Source organism: Streptomyces sp. NPDC029956, assembly GCF_055574655.1.
This window is the reverse complement of sequence record NZ_JBVHZJ010000002.1, coordinates 229,087-250,616: the sequence shown is the minus strand read 5'-3', so window position 1 is coordinate 250,616 and position 21,530 is coordinate 229,087. Positions and strand designations below refer to the sequence as shown.

Sequence of the window (21,530 nt, the reverse complement as noted above, 5' to 3'; positions counted from 1 at the left end):
CGGGCTCTGGCCCTGGGACCCGGCCGCGGACCATACTGGCGGGCACATGTTCGAGGAGGGGGAGCACAGGGTGAGCGAGAGCAGCACGCGGTCCGCGACGGCCGTCGCCGAGGACCCGGCCGGCCTGCCGATGGTCCGTGTGGAGAACCTGCGCCGTTCGTACGGCACCGGGGAAGCGGCCGTCCACGCCCTGCGCGGGGTCTCCTTCGACATCCCGCGCGGCGAGCTCGTCGCGCTCAAGGGCCGCTCCGGCTCCGGCAAGACGACGCTGCTCAACCTGGTCGGCGGCCTCGACAGCGCGGACGGCGGCTCGATCGTCATCGACGGCGTCGACCTCGCCACCCTCGGTGAGAACGGGCTCCTGGAGCTGCGCCGCGACCGGATCGGCTTCATCTTCCAGTCCTTCGGACTCCTCCCGATCCTCTCCGCCGCCGAGAACGTCGGCGTGCCCATGCGGCTGCGCAAGGCCGACCCGAAGGAGCGCGAGGAGCGGGTGGCCCTGCTCCTCGGCCTGGTGGGCCTCGCCGACCACGCCAACCAGCGGCCCGGCGAGCTCTCCGGCGGGCAGCAGCAGCGCGTCGCCATCGCCCGCGCCCTCGCCAACAAGCCGGCGCTGCTCATAGCCGACGAGCCGACGGGCCAGCTGGACCAGGAGACCGGCCTCGCCGTCATGCAGCTGCTGCGCGCGGTGGTGCGCAGCGAGGGCTGCACGGCCCTGGTCGCCACCCACGACCCGCAGCTCCTCGGCCTGGCCGACCGGGTTCTCGAACTCGGCGACGGCGAGATCGTCGAGCACTGACGCGGCGCGGCCGGTCCCCACCGCGGAGGCGGCCGCGGTCCCGACATCAGAAACACGTCAAGACCGCGGGGCCCCGCTCTCCGCGTACGGAATGTCCGATTGGCTGGACGTATGGTCGTCCCATGGGACGCGGCAAGCTTCGGATCTACCTCGGCGCTGCGCCGGGCGTCGGCAAGACCTACGCGATGCTCTCCGAGGGGCACCGGCGGGTGGAGCGCGGCACGGACTGCGTCGTGGCCTTCGTGGAACACCACGGACGGCCGCGCACCGAGGTCATGCTGCACGGCCTGGAGCAGGTGCCGCGCCGCACCCTGGACTACCGGGGGACCGCCTTCACCGAGATGGACATCGACGCCGTCCTGGAGCGGCGTCCCGCGGTCGCACTCGTCGACGAGCTCGCCCACACGAACGTGCCGGGCTCCCGCAACCCCAAGCGGTGGCAGGACGTCGCCGAGCTGCTCGCGGCCGGCATCGACGTCATATCGACCGTCAACATCCAGCACCTGGAGTCGCTGGGCGACGTGGTCGAGGCGATCACCGGCGTACGGCAGCGGGAGACCGTCCCCGACGAGGTGGTACGCCGGGCCGACCAGATCGAGCTGGTCGACATGTCCCCGGAGGCCCTGCGCCGACGGATGGCCCACGGCAACGTCTACACCTCGGACAAGGTCGACGCGGCCCTCTCCAACTACTTCCGCCCCGGCAACCTCACCGCCCTGCGCGAGCTGGCCCTGCTCTGGACGGCCGACCGGGTCGACGAGTACCTCCAGCAGTACCGCGGCGAGCACAACATCCGCTCCACCTGGCAGGCCCGAGAGCGCATCGTCGTCGGCCTGACCGGCGGTCCCGAGGGCCGCACCCTCATACGGCGCGCCACCCGACTTGCCGAGAAGGGCGCGGGAGGCGAGGTCCTCGCCGTCTACATCGCCCGCAGCGACGGCCTCACCGCCGCCTCGCCCAAGGAGCTGGCCGTCCAGCGAACCCTCGTCGAGGACCTGGGCGGAACGTTCCACCACGTCATCGGCGACGACATCCCCTCCGCGCTCCTGGAGTTCGCCCGCGGGGTCAACGCCACCCAGATCGTCCTCGGATCTAGCCGCCGCCGCACCTGGCAGTACGTGTTCGGACCCGGCGTCGGCCAGACCGTGGCCCGTGAATCCGGGCCCGACCTCGACGTCCACATCGTCACCCACGGCGAGGTCGCCAAGGGCCGCGGCCTCCCGGTCGCCCGCGGCGCCCGCCTCGGCCGCTCCCGGATCATCGGCGGCTGGCTGGTCGGCGTCGCCGGACCCGTCCTCCTCGCCCTGCTCCTCACCCATGTCGACGCCGACCTCGGTCTCGCCAACGACATGCTGCTCTTCCTGGCCCTCACCGTCGCGGCGGCCCTGCTCGGCGGATTCCTGCCGGCGCTCGCCTCCGCCGCGGCCGGCTCCCTCCTCCTCAACTGGTTCTTCACCCCGCCCGTCCACCGGCTCACCGTCGCCGACCCCAAGAACATCGTGGCGATCGCCGTCTTCCTCGGCGTCGCCATGTCGGTCGCCTCCGTGGTCGACCTGGCCGCCCGGCGCACCCACCAGGCCGCCCGGCTGCGCGCCGAGTCCGAGGTCCTCTCCTACCTCGCCGGCAGCGTCCTGCGCGGCGAGACGAGCCTCGACGCCCTCCTCGAACGGGTCCGCGAGACCTTCTCCATGGAGTCCGTCGCCCTCCTGGAACGGATGGACGACGTCGAGCCCTGGACCCGGGCCGCGAGCGTCGGTCCCCACCCGGCGGCCCGGCCCGAGGACGCGGACGTGGACATGCCCGTCGGCGACCATCTGGCCCTCGCCCTGTCCGGCCGGGTGCTGCCCGCCGAGGACCGGCGCGTCCTCGGTGCCTTCGCCGCCCAGGCCGCGGTCGTCCTCGACCGCCAGCGGCTGGTGGGCGAGGCGGAGGAGGCCCGCAAGCAGGCCGAGGGCAACAAGATCCGCACCTCCCTGCTCGCCGCCGTCAGCCACGACCTGCGGACCCCGCTCGCCGGCATCAAGGCCTCCGTCTCCTCCCTCCGCTCCGACGACGTCGAATGGTCCGAGCAGGACCGCGCCGAACTCCTGGAGGGCATCGAGGCCGGCGCCGACCGCCTCGACCACCTGGTGGGCAACCTCCTCGACATGTCGCGCCTCCAGACCGGCACCGTCACCCCGCTGATCCGTACGGTCGACCTCGACGAGGTCGTTCCGATGGCCCTCGGGGGAGTGCCCGACGGCAGCGCCGAGCTCGACATCCCCGAGACGCTGCCCATGGTCGACGTCGACAAGGGCCTCCTGGAGCGGGCCGTCGCCAACATCGTCGAGAACGCCGTCAAGTACAGCCCCGAGGGCATGCCCGTGGCCGTCGCCGCCAGCACCCTCGGCGACCGCGTCGAGCTCCGGGTCGTGGACCGCGGCCCCGGCGTCCCCGACGAGGCCAAGGACGGCATCTTCGAGCCCTTCCAGCGCTTCGGCGACGCCCCGCGCGGCTCCGGCGTCGGCTTGGGCCTCGCGGTCGCCCGCGGCTTCGTCGAGGCCATGGGCGGGACGCTCGGCGCCGAGGACACCCCGGGCGGCGGCCTGACGATGGTGCTCACCCTCAAGGCCGCGCGGGGCGGACCGCCGGCGCCCGCCCCCGACCTCCCGGCGCACGCCGTGACCTGAGCCGGCCGCCCCGCAGCGCGCCCCGTCCGTTCCGGTGCCCCGTGTCCCGTACCCCGCGCGCCATCCCCTCCCGCTCCCGTACTGTCTTGCTCCCGCCCGCACGGGCGACCGAAGAAGGAAGGTCCCCCTCCATGACCCGGGTTCTCGTGGTCGACGACGAGCCGCAGATCGTCCGCGCCCTGGTGATCAACCTCAAGGCGCGGAAGTACGAGGTCGACGCCGCGCCTGACGGTGCCACCGCCCTCCGGCTCGCCGCCGAACGCCACCCCGACGTCGTCGTGCTCGACCTCGGGCTCCCCGACATGGACGGCGTCGAGGTCATCAAGGGCCTGCGCGGCTGGACCCGGGTGCCGATCCTGGTCCTCTCGGCCCGGCAGACCTCCGACGAGAAGGTCGAGGCGCTCGACGCGGGCGCCGACGACTACGTCACCAAGCCCTTCGGCATGGACGAGCTGCTCGCCCGGCTGCGCGCCGCCGTCCGCCGCGCCGAACCGGTCGGCGGCGCCGAGGACGGGGTCGTGGTCGTCGAGACCGAGGGGTTCACCGTCGACCTCGCGGCGAAGAAGGTCCACCGCGACGGCCGGGACGTCCGGCTCACCCCCACCGAGTGGCACCTGCTCGAAGTCCTGGTCCGCAACAGCGGCCGCCTGGTCAGCCAGAAGCAGCTGCTCCAGGAGGTCTGGGGACCCTCGTACGGCACGGAGACCAACTACCTCCGGGTCTACATGGCGCAGCTCCGCCGCAAGCTGGAGGGCGATCCCTCGCACCCGCGGCACTTCGTCACCGAACCGGGCATGGGGTACCGCTTCGAACGCTGAACCAGCGGCCGTTCGGAGGCAGGTCCCGGCCACGGCGGTGGCCGGTACGCTTTCTGTATGAGTGCTGCACCACGTACAGAGAAGCCGGCCGGTAGGTTCCGCCGGATGCTCGACCGGCTCTCCTCCTCCCCGGAGGACCTGGAGTCGGAGGAGCTCCAGGAGGACGCCGAGGCGTCGGGGTGCACGCGTATCTGCGACTGCTCCGACCGCCAGATAGTCAAGGTGACTGGTACCTTGCGCACGGTCACGCTGCGTCCCCGGGCCGGTGTCCCCGCGCTGGAGGCCGAGCTCTTCGACGGCACGGCACCGCTCGACGTCGTGTGGCTCGGCCGGCGCTCCATCGTGGGCATCGAGCCGGGCCGCAAGCTGATCGCCTCCGGCCGGATCTCCATGAGCCACGGCCGGCGGGTCCTCTTCAACCCCAAATACGAGCTCCGACCGCTCGGACAGGAGTAGCCGGTGACGTCCCTCGACAAGCCGACCACCACGGACCAGGACGCCCAGGCATCGAAGGAGGTCACCGAGGCCGCGCTGTTCGAGGCCTTCGGCGGCCTTCGGGGCATGGTCGAGACGGTCGTGCCGGGCCTGTTGTTCGTCACGATCTTCACGATCAACAAGAACCTGCAGATCTCGGCGATCGCCGCCCTCGCGGTCTCGCTGGTCCTGGTCGCCGTCCGGCTCATCCGGCGGGACACCGTCAAGCACGCGTTCAGCGGCGTCTTCGGCGTCGCCTTCGGTGTCGTCTTCGCGATGATGACGGGCAACGCCAAGGACTTCTACCTGCCGGGCATGCTGTACACCCTGGGCCTCGCCCTCGCGTACATCATCACCGCGATCGCCGGGGTCCCGTTGATCGGCCTCATCCTGGGCCCGGTCTTCAAGGAGAACCTCTCCTGGCGGACCCGTAACCCGGGCCGGAAGAAGGCGTACACGAAGGCGAGCTGGGCCTGGGGCCTGATCCTGCTCGGCAAGTGCGCGATCCTCTTCCCGATGTACTGGTGGGCCGACACCACCAAGTTCGGCTGGGTGCTCGTGGCGCTGAAGATCCCGCCGTTCCTGCTCGCGGTCTACCTCACCTGGGTGTTCCTCGCGAAGGCTCCGCCGCCGATCGACGTCTTCGCCGAGATGGAGGCCGAGGAGCTCGCCGAGAAGGAGCGCAAGGCGGCCGCCGCCGCTGCGCAGAGCCACCCGGAGGCCTGAGACGGCACGAGGAAGGGCCCCGGACCTGACGAACAGGTCCGGGGCCCTTCCTCGTACACCCGGTGCTCAAGCTCCCGTACGACCGGGACTCAGGCCTTCGTACGACCGGCGCTCAGGCCCCGTACGACCACCGGGACTCAGGCCCCGTACGACCGTGCTCAGGACTCCGTCGGCTCGCGGCGGACCTGCAGCAGGTCCTCCAGCTGCTCCTCGCGGGCCTGCGCGGCCACGAACAGCAGCTCGTCACCGGCCTCCAGGGTCTCCTCGGCGCTCGGCGTGAGCACCCGCGAACCGCGGATGATCGTCACCAGCGAGGTGTCCTGCGGCCAGGCCACGTCCCCGACCGCGGTGCCGGCGACCGCCGACTCCGGCGGCAGCGTCAGCTCGACCAGGTTCGCGTCGCCGTGGCTGAAGCGCAGCAGCCGGACGAGGTCGCCGACGCTCACCGCCTCCTCCACCAGGGCCGACATGAGACGCGGGGTCGAGACGGCCACGTCCACGCCCCAGGCCTCGTTGAACAGCCACTCGTTCTTCGGGTTGTTCACCCGGGCGACGACCCGCGGCACGCCGTACTCGGTCTTGGCGAGCAGCGAGACGACCAGGTTCACCTTGTCGTCGCCGGTGGCCGCGATCACCACGTTGCAGCGCTGGAGCGCCGCCTCGTCGAGCGAGGTGATCTCACAGGCGTCGGCGAGCAGCCACTCCGCCTGCGGCACCCGCTCCACCGAGATGGCGGTCGGCGCCTTGTCGACGAGCAGGACCTCGTGACCGTTCTCCAGGAGCTCGCCCGCGATGGAACGGCCCACCGCACCCGCGCCCGCAATAGCGACACGCATCAGTGACCGCCCTCCTCGGGACCCTCGGCGAAGGCCTCCTCGACCTTCGCGATCTCGTCCGTACGCATCATCACGTGCACCAGATCGCCTTCCTGGAGCACCGTCTGCGAGGTCGGCAGAATCGCTTCGCCCAGCCGGGTGAGGAAGGCGACGCGCACGCCGGTCTCCTCCTGGAGCCGGCTCACCTTGTGGCCGATCCAGGCCGGGGACGTGTGCACCTCAGCGAGCTGGACGCCCCCGCTCGGGTCCCGCCACAGCGGCTCCGCGCCCGAGGGCAGCAGCCGCCGCAGCATCTGGTCGGCGGTCCAGCGGACCGTCGCGACCGTCGGGATGCCGAGGCGCTGGTAGACCTCGGCGCGGCGCGGGTCGTAGATCCGCGCCGCCACGTTCTCGATGCCGAACATCTCGCGGGCGACCCGCGCCGCGATGATGTTCGAGTTGTCGCCGCTGCTCACCGCGGCGAAGGCCCCCGCGTCCTCGATGCCGGCCTCACGCAGTGTGTCCTGGTCGAAGCCCACCCCCGTGACGCGCCGACCGCCGAAACCCGACCCCAGACGACGGAAAGCCGTCGGGTCCTGGTCCACGACCGCGACGGTGTGCCCCTGCTGCTCCAGGGTCTGCGCGAGAGCGGCTCCCACTCGCCCGCAGCCCATGATGACGATGTGCACGTCCCCTTACCCCGCACTCCTGATCGTCTTACTGACCTGCGAAAACACCCTGCTCACAACTTTCCTCACCCGATGCGCCCGGGTCGCGGCGGGCAACACCCTGCCGGGTCACCCGGTCCGAGCTTAAGCGGCAACGCTGGCGGGGACCGCATCCGAGGTGGTACTGAGGGAGATTCGGTGCCGATCGGGGGTGCCGGTGCGCGTGGCTGTTTTCGAACGCTTACGATCCTCTCCGTGTCCAAACTGACCGACCTTCCCAAACGGATCCTGATCGGGCGGGCCCTGCGCAGCGACAAGCTCGGAGAGACTCTCCTCTCCAAGCGCATCGCGCTCCCCGTCTTCGCCTCCGACCCGCTGTCCTCGGTGGCGTACGCACCGGGCGAGGTGCTGCTCGTTCTTTCCGTGGCCGGTCTGTCGGCCTACCACTTCAGCCCGTGGATCGCGCTCGCGGTCGTCGTCCTGATGTTCACGGTCGTCGCCTCGTACCGGCAGAACGTCCACGCGTACCCGAGCGGCGGCGGCGACTACGAGGTCGCCAACACCAACCTCGGGCCGAAGGCCGGACTGACCGTCGCGAGCGCCCTGCTCGTCGACTACGTCCTGACCGTCGCCGTGTCGATCTCCTCGGGCATCGAGAACCTCGGCTCGGCGATCCCCTTCGTCGTCGAGCACAAGGTGGCCTGCGCGGTCGGCGTGATCGTGCTGCTCACCGTGATGAACCTGCGCGGAGTGAAGGAGTCGGGCTCGCTCTTCGCGATCCCGACGTACGTCTTCGTCGCCGGCGTCTTCATCATGATCGCCTGGGGCGCGTACAAGGGAATCGTTCTCGACGAGACCATGAAGGCGCCCACCGCCGACTACGAGATCAAGCCGGAGCACCAGGGCCTGGCCGGCTTCGCACTCGTCTTCCTGCTGCTGCGCGCGTTCTCCTCCGGCTGTGCCGCGCTCACCGGTGTCGAGGCGATCTCCAACGGTGTCCCCGCCTTCCGCAAGCCGAAGTCGAAGAACGCCGCCACCACGCTCGCCCTCATGGGCGGCCTGGCCGTCACCATGTTCTGCGGCATCATCTTCCTCGCCATGGCCACCGACGTCCGGATGGCCGAGAAGCCCGCCGAGGACCTGCTGGTCAACGGCGTCCCGGTCGGCGAGGGCTACGTCCAGGACCCGGTGATCTCCCAGGTCGCGGCCGCCGTCTTCGGCGACGGAACGTTCTTCTTCGTGCTCCTCGCCGCGGCCACCGCGCTCGTCCTCTTCCTCGCCGCCAACACCGCGTACAACGGTTTCCCGCTCCTCGGCTCGATCCTCGCCCAGGACCGCTACCTGCCGCGCCAGCTGCACACCCGCGGCGACCGCCTCACCTTCTCCAACGGCATCGTGCTCCTCGCCGGCGCCGCCGCCCTCCTCGTCTGGGTCTACGGAGCCGACTCGACCCGGCTGATCCAGCTGTACATCGTCGGCGTCTTCGTCTCCTTCACCCTCAGCCAGATCGGCATGGTCCGGCACTGGAACCGGCACCTGAAGACCGAGCGGGACCCCGCCAAGCGCCGCCACATGATCCGCTCGCGCGCGATCAACGCCTTCGGCGCCTTCTTCACCGGCCTCGTCCTCGTCGTCGTCCTCGCCACCAAGTTCACCCACGGCGCCTGGGTCGCCCTGCTCGGCATGGTGATCTTCTACGGGACGATGTCCGCGATCCGCCGCCACTACGACTCGGTCGCCGCCGAGATCGCCGCCGCCGAGGAACGCCCCGACGAGTACGTACGCCCCTCCCGGGTCCGCTCCATCGTCCTCGTCTCCAAGCTCCACAAGCCCACCCTCCGCGCCCTGGCCTACGCCAAGCTCATGCACGCGAACGAGCTGGAGGCGCTGACCGTCAACGTCGACCCCGTCGAGACGAAGGCGCTCAGGGAGGAGTGGGATCGACGCGGCATCAACGTCCCGCTCAAGATCCTCGACTCGCCGTACCGCGAGATCACCCGCCCGGTGATCGAGTACGTCAAGAACATCCGCCGCGAGAGCCCGCGCGACGCCGTCTCCGTCTACATCCCGGAGTACGTCGTCGGCCACTGGTACGAGCACCTGCTCCACAACCAGAGCGCCCTGCGCCTCAAGGGCCGCCTCCTCTTCACCCCGGGCGTCATGGTCACCTCGGTCCCGTACCAGCTCCAGTCCTCCGAGGTCGCGAAGAAGCGGGCGAGGAAGCGCCAGGAGTGGAACGCGCCGGGCTCGGTCCGCCGCGGCCCCGTGGAGAAGGGCCACAAGGAACCGGCGGGGAAGAACCACTAGCACCGCCGGGAACGCCGGGGGCCGGGAACGCGGGGGCGCTGGGAACTCTGCAGCGCCGGGAAGACCGCAGCGCCGGGAACACCGCAGCGCCGGAACACCGGGCGCCGGGAACATCGCAGAAAGAACAACTAGACTGGTGGGCTGCCGTCCAAACGGCAGCCCACCATCGCGTCCCCTTGGAGCTTCCCCACCATGCAGAACACCCCTGTTTCGTCGTTGGTCGGGGAAGAGTACGAGGTCGAGGTCGGACCGGTCGCGCACGGCGGCCACTGCATCGCCCGCACCGAGGCGGGCCGTGTCCTCTTCGTCCGCCACGCGCTGCCCGGCGAGCGGGTCGTCGCCCGCGTCACCGAGGGCGAGGAGACCTCCCGCTTCCTGCGCGCGGACGCGATCACGATCCTCGACCCCTCCAAGGACCGCGTCGAGGCCCCCTGCCCCTTCGCGGGCCCGGGCAAGTGCGGCGGCTGCGACTGGCAGCACGCCAAGCCCGGCGCCCAGCGCCGCCTCAAGGGCGAGGTCATCGCCGAGCAGCTCCTGCGGCTCGCCGGCCTGACCCCCGAGGAGGCCGGCTGGGACGGCACGGTCATGCCCGCCGAGGGCGACAAGCTCCCGCAGGGCGAGGTCCCGCAGTGGCGGACCCGCGTCCAGTACGCGATCGACGCGGACGGCAACGCGGGCCTGCGCAAGCACCGCTCGCACGAGGTCGAGGTGATCGACCACTGCATGATCGCGGCGCCGGGCGTCTCGGAACTGGGCATCGAGAAGCAGGACTGGCCGAACATGGCCTCGGTCGAGGCCATCGCCGCCTCCGGTTCGGGTGACCGCCAGGTCATCCTCACCCCGAAGCCCGGCGGCCGGCTCCCCCTGGTCGAACTGGACAAGCCGGTCTCCGTCCTCCGCGTCGACGAGAAGGACGGCGGGGTCCACCGCGTCCACGGCCGCGCCTTCGTCCGCGAGCGCGCCGACGAGCGCACCTACCGCGTCGGCAACGGCGGCTTCTGGCAGGTCCACCCGAAGGCCGCCCAGACCCTCATGCTCGCCGTCATGCAGGGCCTCACCCCCCGCAAGGGCGAGACGGCCCTCGACCTCTACTGCGGCGTCGGCCTCTTCGCCGGCGCCATCGCCGACCGCGTCGGCGACCAGGGCGCGGTCCTCGGCATCGAGTCCGGCAAGCGCGCCGTCGAGGACGCCCGCCACAACCTGGCCGCCTTCCCGCGCGTCCGCATCGAACAAGGCAAGGTCGAGTCGGTCCTCCCGCGCACGGGCATCACGGAGGTCGACCTCATCGTCCTGGACCCCCCGCGCGCCGGCGCCGGCAAGCAGACGGTCCACCACCTCGCCGGCCTCGGCGCCCGCCGCATCGCCTACGTGGCCTGCGACCCGGCAGCCCTGGCCCGAGACCTGGCCTACTTCGCGGACCGCGGCTACAAGGTCCGCACGCTGCGCGCCTTCGACCTGTTCCCGATGACTCACCACGTGGAGTGCGTGGCGATTCTGGAGCCGGTGAAGAAAGACGCCTGAGCTGCTGTTTCTCCGGGTGTGCATTATGGGCGTTACGTGCGTTACGGGCGATACCTTGACGCATATCTGACGCACGTGACGCACGTTTGACGCACGGACGGTGTGATGTCTGATGGGTCGTCATGCGTGATTGGCGACGACCGCCGGGTGGGTCCTCAAATGTGTGGTCGGAGGCACCCTGAAGTGGCTGGGGCATCGGCTGCCGAGCTGTTGGCCGCCAATGCCCCAGCTTCGTCTCGGTAGTGACGTTCCGTGACGCCAGGCGGGGTGCCCGGTGTATGCGGCGGCAGGGGCCGTAGGAGCTCCAGCGCCCGAGAAGGGGCCTGAGGCCGTCGGTAGCCGGGGCGGTGTGTTCAGCGGGTCGAGGCGCTCCATGCGTGCTGCCGCCCAGACGATCCATGATTCGGCTTTGCTCCGGTCCTGACCTGCAGGCAAGGCCTCGGTCCGAAGTCATCCGAGATGGCCGGGCGTCGTGCGGCGTGCACAGCCGTATGCCGGAGAAGCTGAACCCCTGGGTATCTGCGGTCGTACATAGCGCCGAGGCCGTCGGCGCTTCCAAGCGGGTGCGTGTGATGGCCGGGGTTCATCCAGACGGCAATCTGTCGGCCTCCTTGTCGTGATGCCGACGCCACTTCCTAAGGACCGTAGACCTATGACCATGATCAACAGCCCGCTGTCGGAGGGTGACCGCGAGATCGCCGGCGCGGCCCTCCAGGCGACCTTGGCCGACCTGCTCGATCTGTCTCTGGTGGCCAAGCAGGCCCACTGGAACCTGTACGGTCCCCGCTTTCGATCAGTCCACGTCCAGCTTGACGAGGTCGCCGCGATCGCACGCGACCACGCGGACACGGTGGCCGAACGCGCGGCTGCGCTGGGAGCGAGTCCGGACGGACGGGCGGTCACCATCGCGGGGACCAGCGGCTTGCCTGCCTTCCCGGCAGGCTGGACGAGGGACGGCGACGCTGTCGACGCCCTGGTACACGCCTTCTCCGCGGTCATCGGGAGGGTGCGGGAGCGGATCGAGGAGACGGGTCCGGTGGACGCTGTGAGCCAGGATCTCCTCATCGGGCTGACGGCCGAACTGGAGAAGCAGAGCTGGATGTTCCAGGCGGAGACCAGAGCCTGACGAGGTGGGACTCGTTCTGTCGGAGGGGGTGATCGCCGACTGCTGTGCCACCGGAGGCGTGCGGTGTCCGCAGGGGACGGGTCGGCTTCCGGATGAGAACGGCGACCGAGGAGCTGTCGCCAAGAGGCCGAGCGGTCCTTCCCGGACGAGGCGGAGCTCGGTGGCGGTGAAAGGCCGGGGCCGGCATCCACTCGGCATGGAGAGGTGGCGGCAGGGGTCGGTCCGGGGCCGGGACACGGCTTGTCCCGGTGCCGTTCCTGCCGCAGCCGGCTCTCTGAACTCGTCAGGCACTGCTTCTGTCCGGAGCCGTTCGAACGACCTGGGCGTAATGATTCGTTCGGAATGTCACCCCTGGGTCGAGCGGAACCGCCCGGGGAGCGGCACCGGACGGGACGGTGACGGCAGGACCCGTCCCGCGGCGACGCGGACTGTGGATGGTCGGGCCGGCATCGTCCGGTCCGTGCCGTGACTACACGCCGAGTACGCCCTGCTTCTCGAGGGACTTGCGCAGCGCCCGCACGGCGTAGAAGGCACGGCTCTTGACTGTGCCGGGCGGGATGCCGAGGTGCTCGGCGGCCTGTGCCACGCTGCATTCCAGGGAGTACATGAGGCGGATGACGGTCCTGTGCTGTTCCTTCAGCTCCCGCAGCGCCTCCAGCACCGCGTGGGAGGTGATCGTGGACTCCGTGCTGTCCCAAGAGGCGTCCAGATCCTCGACCGCCATCAGATCCAGCGGCCTGACCTGCCGGGCCCGGTGGTGGTCGATGACCAGGTTCCTGGTCACGGTGAACAGCCACGGCCGGATGTGTTCGCCGCGGGTGCTCAAGAGCCGGGCGTGCTTCCAGGCACGCGCCGCGGTCTCCTGGAGGATGTCCTCAGCCCTGTGCCAGTCGCCGTCCAGCAGCCGCGCGGCGTACCGGACGAGCAGAGGACCGTACTGCTCGTAGATGTCCCGTATGAAGGCGTCGCAGTCGGTGTCCGAGGCGACGTGACGGGCATGTGCCCGAGTCGAGGCGAGGGTGGCCGCCCCCGCCTCCATGGTCCCGTTCATGGGTGGTGCTCGATTCTGTTCGAGTGTTCCGTGGCGTGCTCCCCCACTTGCGCGGGTGAGTGGCTCAACACTCGGCGGGACCCCTTCGCCAAACCTTGTCGTCTCCTTGTCGTGCCGCTTGCCGACCCATGCCGCCCGCTCCCGGCACGTCCTCGTGTCCGCCAGGGGGAGCTCCGCGGCGCCGACGGCGCGTAGGACCCCCGGACCCGACGGGAACGACCGGATCAGGGCGTTCGCGTCGCGAGCCGACGAGTTCGGCGTCGATGACTTCCTGCGCGTCCGCCGAGAACAGGTAGTCGTGCGAGGACACACCGGTCTTCCCCGCCTGTCGGCACCGGCACCGCGCGATTGCCGACGCCCTTCTGCGGCGGGACGGGTACGGAGCCCGCTCGTCGGTGAACCGCAGGGCGGGACTGCTCGTAGGAAGCAGTGGCGTCCGGGCGCACGAAAGCCCTGACAGGACGTCAACCCTGTCGGCCGTTGTGCCGGCAGCAGGCGGGGCGGCAGGGCCGTACAGGCTCCGGGGCCGCCACCGTCCGATCAGGCAGGACGGGCCTTCACGCCAACTTCAATTGCACGCAACTCAATCGACTACGGCTTAACGCTGTGCCGTGTTTCTCGTCGGAGCCGGGTTCGCCTTGCCGACCCCGCCCCATCACGGCGACAGCCCTTATACAGAAGGACATCGAAGATGCGCATCACCCGACCGACCAGACCCGCCCGACTGGTCACCCTGCTCGGTGTCGCGGCCGTGGGCCTCTCCGTCACGGCCCTCGCCCTGCCCGGCACGGCCGGCGCCACGCCCCGCCAGCCGGTCCGGCCGACGATCGTGCTGGAGCACGGGGCGTTCGCCGACGCCTCCAGCTGGGACGGAGTCGTCGAGCGGCTGCAGCGGGCCGGCTACCCGGTGGTGGCCGCCGCCAACCCGCTGCGCGGACCGGCCGTCGACGCCGCCTACCTGCGCAGCGTCGTCGAGCACATCGACGGCCCGGTGGTCCTGGTCGGCCATTCCTACGGAGGCACCGTCATCAGCCAGGCCGCCACGGGCCTGGAGGAAAAGGTCAAGGCTCTCGTCTACATCGCCGCGTTCCTGCCCGACACGGGCGAGAGCTCGCTGGGGCTGACGAACAAGTTCCCCGGCAGCACCCTTGGCCAGGTCATCGCCCCGGTGAACTACACGCTTCCCGACGGAGCCTCGGGAGCTGACGTCTTCATCAAGCCGGACAAGTTCCACCAGCAGTTCGCCGCGGACGTCCCTGCGGACAAGGCGAGGCTCATGGCCACCGGACAGCGTCCGATCGCCGCCGCCGCGCTGGAGGAGAACTCCACCCGTGCCGCCTGGAAGACGATTCCCTCCTGGTCGCTGGTCACCACCGGGGACCGGAACATCCCCGTGGCGGCCCAGCGCTTCATGTCGGCCAGGGCACACGCCCGCACGACTGAGATCGACGCCTCGCACGCGGTGACCGTCTCGCGTCCCGACGCCGTCGCCCGCATCGTGGAGAAGGCGGCCCGTACGGTCCGCTGACCGGGACCTGTCGATCCAGGCAGGGGAGCCGCCCCGACGGGCGCCTCCCCGGGCCGAGCACGCCACGCACGGTCTGCTGTGGATCCGCGCCCTTGAGGTCACCGAACCCCCTTGCCCTCCGGCCGCGTCAGTAGTCCCTTTTCGGCCAGACGGTGAACCGCGCTCGCCCCGTCACCGTTTCCCCGGTGACGAGGCGCCGACACCGGACACCCCAGGTCGGGGCTTGTATGGACCGCCGACCGGCCCCGAGCCACCACCTCGCACCACAACCCACATCGAGAGGCAGAAACCACCATGCCGTTCATCACCGTCGGCCAGGAGAACTCCACCACCATCGACCTCTACTACGAGGACCACGGCACCGGACGGCCGGTCGTGCTGATCCACGGCTACCCGCTCGACGGCCACTCCTGGGAGAAGCAGGCCGCGGCCCTGCTGAAGGCCGGTTACCGGGTCATCACCTACGACCGGCGCGGATTCGGCCGCTCCAGCCAGCCCACCACCGGCTATGACTACGACACCTTCGCCGCCGACCTGAACACCGTCATGGAGACCCTCGACCTCCAGGACGCCGTTCTCGTCGGGTTCTCCATGGGCACCGGCGAAGTCGGCCGCTACCTCGGCACCCACGGCTCCGCCCGGGTCGCCAAGGCTGCCTTCCTCGCCTCGCTGGAACCGTTCCTGCTCAAGACCGACGACAACCCCGAAGGCGTCGACGGGAGCGTCTTCGAGGGCATCAAGCAGGCCGTCACCGACGACCGGTACGCCTACTTCAGCGCGTTCTACCAGGACTTCTACAACCTGGACGAGAACCTCGGCACCCGGATCAGCGAGGAGGCCGTCCGCAACAGCTGGAACGTGGCCGCCGGCGCCTCCTGGTACGCCTCGCTGGCCTGCGTCTCCACGTGGACCACCGACTTCCGCGCCGACATCCGGAAGATCGACGTGCCGGCACTGATCCTGCACGGCACCGCCGACCGCATCCTGCCCATCGAGGCCACCGGCGAGCTCTTCCGCAAGGCGCTCCCGCAGGCCGACTACGTCGTCGTCGAGGGCGCCCCGCACGGCCTGCTGTGGACCCACGCCCAGGAGGTCACCGACGCCCTCCTCGCCTTCCTCGCCAAGTAGGAGCGGAGTCCGCGGCCTCACACCGGCCGGATGGCGACCCGCAGGCGCCCCGTCACCGTCGCACGGTGACGGGGCGCTGTCCCGGCAGCACGGCAACGATGAAGGCCGGGGCTCAGGTGATCCCGACGCGGGGGACCGCCGTACCGGCCGGCACTCAGGTGTGGAGCCGTATGCGGTCCCGGACCGTCCGGGACCGCAGAAGAAACCTCCTGGGCCGGCAGGAACTCAGCGGATGGCGGACGAGTGGCCATCCGCCGAACCGTCCCACTCGGAGTCCTGACGCACAGGGTCCCCGTTCCTCGGGACCGGCAGCCGATGGCTCCCCTCCGCCCTCTCCGGGAAGGGGGGCGTGGGGCCCGTGTCCATGTCCAGGGCGGTGAGCCGGTCACGGACCTGCTGGGCGCTGTGGGACATCGCTCGCTCGTCGGCGCTTCGGAGGGCTTGGACCCAGTCAGCCCGCGCGCCTTCCCGGTCGCCCCGGGCCAGCCGGGTGTCGCCGAGCCGCATCAGCGTGCCGATGGCGTTCCTGTGGTCGCCCAGTTCCTCGAACGCCCGCGTCGCCCGCTGGTAGGTGGCCATCGATTCCTCGTAACGGCCGAGCATGCGGAGGTTGTGGCCCAGGATGTCCCACGCCTGGGCCAGCTGCCACGGCGCGCCGAGGCGCTGGAACAAGGCGATGCCCTCCTCGTTGTACACAAGGCTCTTGTCGAGCTGCCCCAGGTTGGAGTGGAACCAGGCCAGCTCGACGAGACACTCCGCCAACCACAACTCCTCACCCGTCGCCCGGGACAGCTCCAGTCCCCGTTCGGAGAACGTCACGGCCTCCTCGGTCCGGCCGAACAGGAACAGCGCACACGCCGTGACGTAGTGGGCTCGTGCCTGCTCACCGGTTGCGTCGAGCTCCTCGAAGATCGAGGTGGCGCGTTGCAGGTGGTGAAGGGCTTGCTCCTGGTGGCCGAGGTAGCCGTGGATGTGGCCGAGGTGGCGCAGGCAACGGCCTTCTTCGAGAAGGTTGTTCTGGCGTCGGGCCACTTCGAGGGCAGGGGTCAGCGCGGTGATGGCCTCGGGCCAGAACTCCTGACGGTTGAGATGTTCCTTGAGTGACCAGGCGAGGCCGGTGGTGTGGTGGTCCAGCTTCTGGCCGACGGCGGTGTGGAGCAGGCCGGTCAGCACCCGGTGCTCGGCGGCGAGCCATCGGGTCGCCTGCTTGACGGTGGTGAGGACCTCCGGAGTGACGCCTGGGGCGGGTGCACCGAGGTCGAGGTCGGGCGGTGTGTCCTGCTTGAGGAACTGGTTGGCCTCGTGGGCGGTGAACATGTAGTGGTCCAGGACCCGGAGGGTGGCGGCGCGGCGTTCGCCGGTGTCGTCGTGGGTGTGGGTGAGTTCGGCGGCGTAGCCGCGCAGGAGGTCGTGCAGGCCGTAGCGGCCGGGCAGCGGTTGTTCCACGAGACAGGAGCCGGCCAGACCGGCGAGTGCGCGGCGGGTCTGGGGGAGGGGGAGGCCCGCGAGACTGGCGGCGGCGGGCGCGGTGATCTGCGGGCCGGGGTGCAGAGCCAGGAGACGGAGAAGCCGGGCCGCGGGCTCGTCAAGGGACTGGTAGGACCAGGAGAAGACGGCGCGTACGTCGGTGGTGGAGTCGAAGCCGGCGAACGCGTCCAGGCCGTGGGTGTGCCGCAGGTCGTCGACGATGGAGTGAAGGGGGAAGGAGGGATCGAGTTCGGCGCGGGCGGCGACCACCGCCATGGCCAGGGGAAGCCGTCCGCACAGGCGGATGATGTCGGCCGCGGCGGTGGGCTCGGCGGCCAGTCGTCCGGTGCCCAGGCGTCGCTCGAGGGCTTGATGGGCCTCCGCCTGTGAGGGCAGTGCGAGGGTGAGGGGTTTGGCGCCTTCCGACGCGATCAGGCCGGGAAGCTGGTTGCGGCTGGTGATCAGGGTGAGGCAACCGTCGCCGGCGGGCAGCAGGGGACGGACCTGCTGTTCGTCGCGGGCGTTGTCCAGGACGAGGAGGATCCGCCGGTCGACGAGGAGGCTGCGGAAGAGGGTGCTGCGGCCGGGCGTGTCCTCGGGGATGTCCTGGGCGGGGACGCCGAGGGCGGTGAGGAAGCCGTGCAGGGCGTCACCGGGTTCGACGGCGGGTGCGTGGGGGTGGAACCCGCACAGGTTGACGAAGAGCTGTCCGTCCGGGAAGGAGGAGGTGATCTGGTGGGCGTGGTGGACGGCGAAGGTGGTCTTGCCGACACCGGGAGCACCGCTGATGACGACGGCGGAGGCAGCGGTTGCTCCAGGTCGGCCCGGTGCACCGCTCACGGCCGACAGCCACGAGCCCTCCGTCTCACGCCCCGCGAACACCGCCAGGCCGCGCGGCAGTTGTGCTGGACGCGTCCGGGGCGGCGACGCGACTTCCTCGAGAGCCGCGCCCAGGCCGCGACTCGCGTCGGACCGACCGGCGGCGTCGGCCTGTTCGTCGTCTGCCTGGCCGAGGGGGGCGGTCGCCTCGACCTGCTCAGGCGCCCCGGACGTGGCCGGCCCGAGCGGAGCGCGTCCGTGTCCTGTACCCCCGCCGGAGACGGATGCCGCGCCGAACCTGTTCAGCTCATCGACTGAGCGAAGGGCTGGCAGATCGTGGTGGAGGATGCCGTGGTGCAGTGCGCGTAGGGATGGGCCGGGTTCGAGGCCGAGCTCGTCGGCGAGGTGCCGGCGCAGGTCGGCATAGCGCTGAAGCGCTTCGGGGTGCCGGCCGGCCAGATACAGGGCGCGCAGCAGCAGGGCCCAGCCGGTCTCCCGCAGGGGATGCTCTGCGGTCATCTCCTGGGCCTCGTCCAGGGCCTCGCTGATCCGTCCTTGCAGGAGCAGGGCAGTGGTACGGATCTCGCGGGTGGTCCGCCGCAGTTCTTCCAGGCGTGCTGTCTCGTTGACGGCGAACAGATGGTGCGCGGCGTCGGCGAACGCGGTGCCGCGCCACATCCCCAGGGCCTTTCGGCTCTCCTCCACGACGCGTTCGGGCCGGCCCTGGTCCATGAACCGGTGCGCCTGGGCAAGGGCCCGCTCGAAGCGCACGGTGTCACGGCTCTCGGGCGGCACCCGCAGGGCATAGCCCAGGGGTTCGGTGACCAGTACCTCGCAGACGCCCTTTCGGCGCAGGTGCCGGGGTTCCAGGACCGCGCGTACCTTGCTGACGTGGGCGTGCAGGGAGGCCATCGCTCCGCCCGGCGTCCGTCCCGGCTGGTACGGCCACAGTTCCTCGCACAGCGTCTCCGGGGCGACCGCCCGGCCGTCGGCGAGCAGCAGGCGGACCAGCAGCAGGCGCTGCCTGCGCCGGCCCGGATCGAGGACCGAGCCCGCCCGCCGTACCACCAGCGGCCCCAGCAGCCCGAAGTCGAGATCCTGCCCTGAAGCTGTCACCGTACCCACCCAGAACTCCGCTCGACGGCGCCACCATCGGAAGCACACACGACCATGACCCTCGGAAGGGTGGACGACCCGCTGCCGCTGTGGCGACAACCGAGTCCGCGCGACTCCCGTCGCGGTGACCTGACCGCCGAGAGGGGGGCGAGGTGATCGGAGCGGCGAGGACCCCGTCGTCCGCTTCCCGCATACCGGACAGGACACTAGCAGGACGCCACTCGGCGTCTTGAACGTGACCTCCTGCCGCAAGGGCCTCCACCAGGCACATGCCCCTCACCTGCGCTGACGCGTGAACCAGCGGGGCATTCGTTCCGTTGACCGATCGGACGGTCGTCGTCAGAAGTGGAGAAGAGACATGGTCAAGGTCGAAGGAACGAGCACCACCCGGTTCGAACCGGTCCGAGCAGCGCTGGCAGCGCACCTGGAGTCCGGAGAGGAGGTGGGGGCGTCGATCGCCGTCGATGTCGACGGCGTCATGGAAGTCGATCTGTGGGGTGGGCACGCCGATGAGGCGCGGACCGTTCCGTGGCGCCGGGACACGGTGGTCAACCTGTGGTCGACCACCAAGACCCTGAGCAGTCTGGCGGCCCTCGTCCTCGTGGACCGGGGGGCACTGGACCTCCACCGCCCGGTCGCGCACTACTGGCCCGAATTCGCTGCTCAGGGCAAGCAGGACATCGAGGTGCGGCATGTCCTGGCGCACACCTCGGGGCTCTCCGGCTGGCAGCAGCCCTTCACCATGGACGATCTGTACGACTGGCCGACCGCGAGCGCCCGGCTGGCCGCGCAGGCGCCCTGGTGGGAGCCGGGCAGCGCCTCGGGCTATCACGTGCAGACTCAGGGGCAGCTTGTGGGAGAGCTCGTCCGGCGGGTCAGCGGCCGTACCCTGACCGAGTTCGTCGACACGGAGATCGCCAAGCCGTCGCGGGCCGACGTCCAGATCGGTGCGCGGCAGGCCGACTGGTCGCGCATCGCCGAGCTGGTGGCCCCGTCGCAGCTCTCCGGGATACCCGCCGGCCTCGATCCCGAGGGGATCTTCACCAAGACCCTGCTCGGAAGTCCCGCCAGGGACGAGCATGTCGACACCCCGCAGTGGCGGCGCGCCGAACTCGGCGCCGTCAACGGACACGGCAACGCACGAGGCATGGCCCGCGCCCTCTCGGCGATCTCACGACGCGGCCAGGTGAACGGCCACCGCCTCCTCTCCGAGGAGACGGTGGAGAAGGTCCTCGACGTACAGGCGGACGGGGTCGACCTGTTCCTGGGTGTTCCCGTGCGCTGGGGCATCGGCTTCGCGCTCGCCGATGCGAGGACGGTGCCGCACATGCCCACCGGAAGGGTCTGCTTCTGGGTCGGCCGGGGCGGTTCGATCGTCATGATGGACCTGGACCGGCGCGTCACGTTCTCGTACACGATGAACCGGCTGGGCGACGGGATCCTCGGCTCGGAGCGCACCCATGACTACATCAGGCATGTCTACGAAGTCCTGGACTCCACCGACTGACGGCCGGCGGCTCCGCCTTGGAGGCCGGGACCGAGAGCTCGGTGGGCGGAGACGTGCCCCACAGGTCTCGGCATGTGCGGCACGCTGACACCAGCCGACCCAGTTCCCCGGTGGCGCCCTGCTGGCCGCGGGACGCCCTGACGACGCCCGGGATGCTTCCGTCCGATGTCTTCCCGAGGGCGGTGGCCGGCCTTGCCCGCATGAACCGGGCGCGTGAACGGCTTGCCGAATTGGACCTCCGTGACGCTCCTGGCCCTCGCGACGGAGTGGCTCGGCGGCATCCGGTCGGTGGGGCGCGCCGGCCCCGGCGTTCCGCCGGGAGCGTGGAGACGCGCCTGAGGGTGAGGGGCCAACAGACGTGGAGGGAGATCGCGACCGCCTCCGAAGCAAGGCACTGAAGTGGTGAACGGGAGCGCCTTTTCCCCCGTTGCTCTGATGGGACGCGCGTGCGTCCCCGCGGTGCCGCCGTGCGCTGTAGCCCTCGGCGGCACCACATCACCATGGAAGGAACAACTCACCAGTGAAGCGCTTCATCACACGCCTCGCGATAGTCGCGGCGGCCGGAGCCATGGCCGTCGTGCTGCCGGCTTCGTCGGCGTACGCCATCAACCGCACCGACTGCAACGGATTGGGTCTCCTGTCGCTTCACAACGCGGGCGGCTCCCTCTGCTTCGCCAACGCTGGCGTGCAGAGCGTGGCGATCTACGGCGTGGACCGGATCTGGACCGGAGACAACAAGGTCACGCTGGAGTACGTGCCGAGGCTGGGCGCGCCGGCGACCAGCGCGACCGTGGACAAGTGGCATTTCGGCAACGTCCCCGGCGAGCCCATCCACAAGATCACGAAGATCAGGATCTGGTAGCGCCCATCGCCGCGAACGAGGTGACAGCGGGTCCTCGTCAGCCAGGGCGCAGGCACTCGATTCTGGAACCCACCGTGTCGCGGAGGTGGGGGCGCGGCGGGGCCGCGGCTGCAGTCGTCCACATGGCTG

Annotated in this window: 16 protein-coding genes; 12 read left to right on the top strand and 4 right to left on the bottom strand. The window is 70.4% G+C overall.

Features of this window, described 5'->3' with window-relative positions:
- Positions 1 to 130: 130 nt before the first annotated feature.
- The 5 genes from ACZ4XX_RS02290 (at position 131) to ACZ4XX_RS02270 (ending at position 5,486) form a co-directional block, all read left to right on the top strand.
- Positions 131 to 799, top strand: a complete 669-nt coding sequence (locus ACZ4XX_RS02290; protein ID WP_389038038.1) for an ABC transporter ATP-binding protein — start codon at positions 131 to 133, stop codon at positions 797 to 799.
- A gap of 122 nt (positions 800 to 921) precedes the next feature.
- Complete coding sequence (locus tag ACZ4XX_RS02285; protein ID WP_468506116.1) at positions 922 to 3,468, top strand: DUF4118 domain-containing protein; 2,547 nt, start codon at positions 922 to 924, stop codon at positions 3,466 to 3,468.
- Positions 3,469 to 3,599: 131 nt separating this feature from the next.
- On the top strand, positions 3,600 to 4,286 hold the full coding sequence (locus tag ACZ4XX_RS02280; protein ID WP_468506115.1) for a response regulator: 687 nt from the start codon (positions 3,600 to 3,602) through the stop codon (positions 4,284 to 4,286).
- A gap of 57 nt (positions 4,287 to 4,343) precedes the next feature.
- A complete protein-coding gene (locus tag ACZ4XX_RS02275; protein WP_073906407.1) occupies positions 4,344 to 4,742 on the top strand; it encodes an OB-fold nucleic acid binding domain-containing protein in 399 nt (132 codons plus the stop codon).
- 3 nt (positions 4,743 to 4,745) lie between these two features.
- Positions 4,746 to 5,486, top strand: a complete 741-nt coding sequence (locus ACZ4XX_RS02270) for a DUF3159 domain-containing protein (protein WP_468506114.1) — start codon at positions 4,746 to 4,748, stop codon at positions 5,484 to 5,486.
- A gap of 158 nt (positions 5,487 to 5,644) precedes the next feature.
- On the opposite strand, the gene ACZ4XX_RS02265 is transcribed toward ACZ4XX_RS02270, so the two are convergent.
- Both ACZ4XX_RS02265 and ACZ4XX_RS02260 read right to left on the bottom strand, forming a co-directional pair.
- Positions 5,645 to 6,322 (bottom strand): potassium channel family protein, encoded by a 678-nt coding sequence (locus tag ACZ4XX_RS02265; RefSeq protein WP_468506113.1) that lies wholly within the window; start codon positions 6,320 to 6,322, stop codon positions 5,645 to 5,647.
- The gene (locus ACZ4XX_RS02260; RefSeq protein WP_030321520.1) at positions 6,322 to 6,990 is read right to left on the bottom strand and encodes a potassium channel family protein; all 669 of its coding nucleotides are present in this window, start codon (positions 6,988 to 6,990) and stop codon (positions 6,322 to 6,324) included. Before ACZ4XX_RS02260 ends, ACZ4XX_RS02265 begins: the two co-directional genes overlap by 1 nt.
- 234 nt (positions 6,991 to 7,224) lie before the next feature.
- Between ACZ4XX_RS02260 and ACZ4XX_RS02255 the strand changes: the two genes are divergently transcribed.
- The 3 genes from ACZ4XX_RS02255 (at position 7,225) to ACZ4XX_RS02245 (ending at position 11,923) form a co-directional block, all read left to right on the top strand.
- Positions 7,225 to 9,276: an APC family permease gene (locus tag ACZ4XX_RS02255; RefSeq protein ID WP_468506112.1), complete on the top strand. Its 2,052-nt coding sequence runs from the start codon at positions 7,225 to 7,227 to the stop codon at positions 9,274 to 9,276.
- Positions 9,277 to 9,468: 192 nt separating this feature from the next.
- Entirely contained in the window at positions 9,469 to 10,797 is a 1,329-nt protein-coding gene (locus ACZ4XX_RS02250; protein ID WP_468506111.1) for a class I SAM-dependent RNA methyltransferase, read from the top strand.
- A gap of 652 nt (positions 10,798 to 11,449) precedes the next feature.
- A complete protein-coding gene (locus ACZ4XX_RS02245; protein WP_468506110.1) occupies positions 11,450 to 11,923 on the top strand; it encodes a Dps family protein in 474 nt (157 codons plus the stop codon).
- A 469-nt stretch (positions 11,924 to 12,392) separates the two neighbouring features.
- Here ACZ4XX_RS02245 and ACZ4XX_RS02240 read toward each other — a convergent pair whose 3' ends face one another.
- A complete protein-coding gene (locus ACZ4XX_RS02240) occupies positions 12,393 to 12,974 on the bottom strand; it encodes a sigma-70 family RNA polymerase sigma factor (protein ID WP_405871059.1) in 582 nt (193 codons plus the stop codon).
- Positions 12,975 to 13,665: 691 nt separating this feature from the next.
- On the opposite strand from ACZ4XX_RS02240, the gene ACZ4XX_RS02235 reads away from it, so the two are divergent.
- Positions 13,666 to 14,502 carry an alpha/beta fold hydrolase gene (locus tag ACZ4XX_RS02235; RefSeq protein ID WP_405871057.1) on the top strand — a complete coding sequence of 279 codons (837 nt, stop codon included), beginning with the start codon at positions 13,666 to 13,668 and terminating at the stop codon, positions 14,500 to 14,502.
- A 294-nt stretch (positions 14,503 to 14,796) separates the two neighbouring features.
- Positions 14,797 to 15,630: an alpha/beta fold hydrolase gene (locus ACZ4XX_RS02230; RefSeq protein WP_468506109.1), complete on the top strand. Its 834-nt coding sequence runs from the start codon at positions 14,797 to 14,799 to the stop codon at positions 15,628 to 15,630.
- Between the two features lie 225 nt (positions 15,631 to 15,855).
- Here ACZ4XX_RS02230 and ACZ4XX_RS02225 read toward each other — a convergent pair whose 3' ends face one another.
- Positions 15,856 to 19,032 carry an AfsR/SARP family transcriptional regulator gene (locus tag ACZ4XX_RS02225; RefSeq protein WP_468506108.1) on the bottom strand — a complete coding sequence of 1,059 codons (3,177 nt, stop codon included), beginning with the start codon at positions 19,030 to 19,032 and terminating at the stop codon, positions 15,856 to 15,858.
- A 358-nt stretch (positions 19,033 to 19,390) separates the two neighbouring features.
- Here ACZ4XX_RS02225 and ACZ4XX_RS02220 point away from each other — a divergent pair, with 358 nt between their 5' ends.
- Both ACZ4XX_RS02220 and ACZ4XX_RS02215 read left to right on the top strand, forming a co-directional pair.
- A complete protein-coding gene (locus ACZ4XX_RS02220; protein ID WP_468506107.1) occupies positions 19,391 to 20,539 on the top strand; it encodes a serine hydrolase domain-containing protein in 1,149 nt (382 codons plus the stop codon).
- 520 nt (positions 20,540 to 21,059) lie between these two features.
- Entirely contained in the window at positions 21,060 to 21,401 is a 342-nt protein-coding gene (locus ACZ4XX_RS02215; protein WP_468506106.1) for a beta/gamma crystallin domain-containing protein, read from the top strand.
- Positions 21,402 to 21,530: the final 129 nt, after the last annotated feature.

Coding starts and splice junctions, on each gene's coding strand:
- ACZ4XX_RS02290 (WP_389038038.1), top strand. CDS start 131: ATGGTCCGTGTGGAGAACCTGCGCCGTTCGTACGGCACCGGGGAAGCG.
- ACZ4XX_RS02285 (WP_468506116.1), top strand. CDS start 922: ATGGGACGCGGCAAGCTTCGGATCTACCTCGGCGCTGCGCCGGGCGTC.
- ACZ4XX_RS02280 (WP_468506115.1), top strand. CDS start 3,600: ATGACCCGGGTTCTCGTGGTCGACGACGAGCCGCAGATCGTCCGCGCC.
- ACZ4XX_RS02275 (WP_073906407.1), top strand. CDS start 4,344: ATGAGTGCTGCACCACGTACAGAGAAGCCGGCCGGTAGGTTCCGCCGG.
- ACZ4XX_RS02265 (WP_468506113.1), bottom strand. CDS start 6,322: ATGCGTGTCGCTATTGCGGGCGCGGGTGCGGTGGGCCGTTCCATCGCG.
- ACZ4XX_RS02250 (WP_468506111.1), top strand. CDS start 9,469: ATGCAGAACACCCCTGTTTCGTCGTTGGTCGGGGAAGAGTACGAGGTC.
- ACZ4XX_RS02245 (WP_468506110.1), top strand. CDS start 11,450: ATGACCATGATCAACAGCCCGCTGTCGGAGGGTGACCGCGAGATCGCC.
- ACZ4XX_RS02240 (WP_405871059.1), bottom strand. CDS start 12,974: ATGAACGGGACCATGGAGGCGGGGGCGGCCACCCTCGCCTCGACTCGG.
- ACZ4XX_RS02235 (WP_405871057.1), top strand. CDS start 13,666: ATGCGCATCACCCGACCGACCAGACCCGCCCGACTGGTCACCCTGCTC.
- ACZ4XX_RS02230 (WP_468506109.1), top strand. CDS start 14,797: ATGCCGTTCATCACCGTCGGCCAGGAGAACTCCACCACCATCGACCTC.
- ACZ4XX_RS02220 (WP_468506107.1), top strand. CDS start 19,391: ATGGTCAAGGTCGAAGGAACGAGCACCACCCGGTTCGAACCGGTCCGA.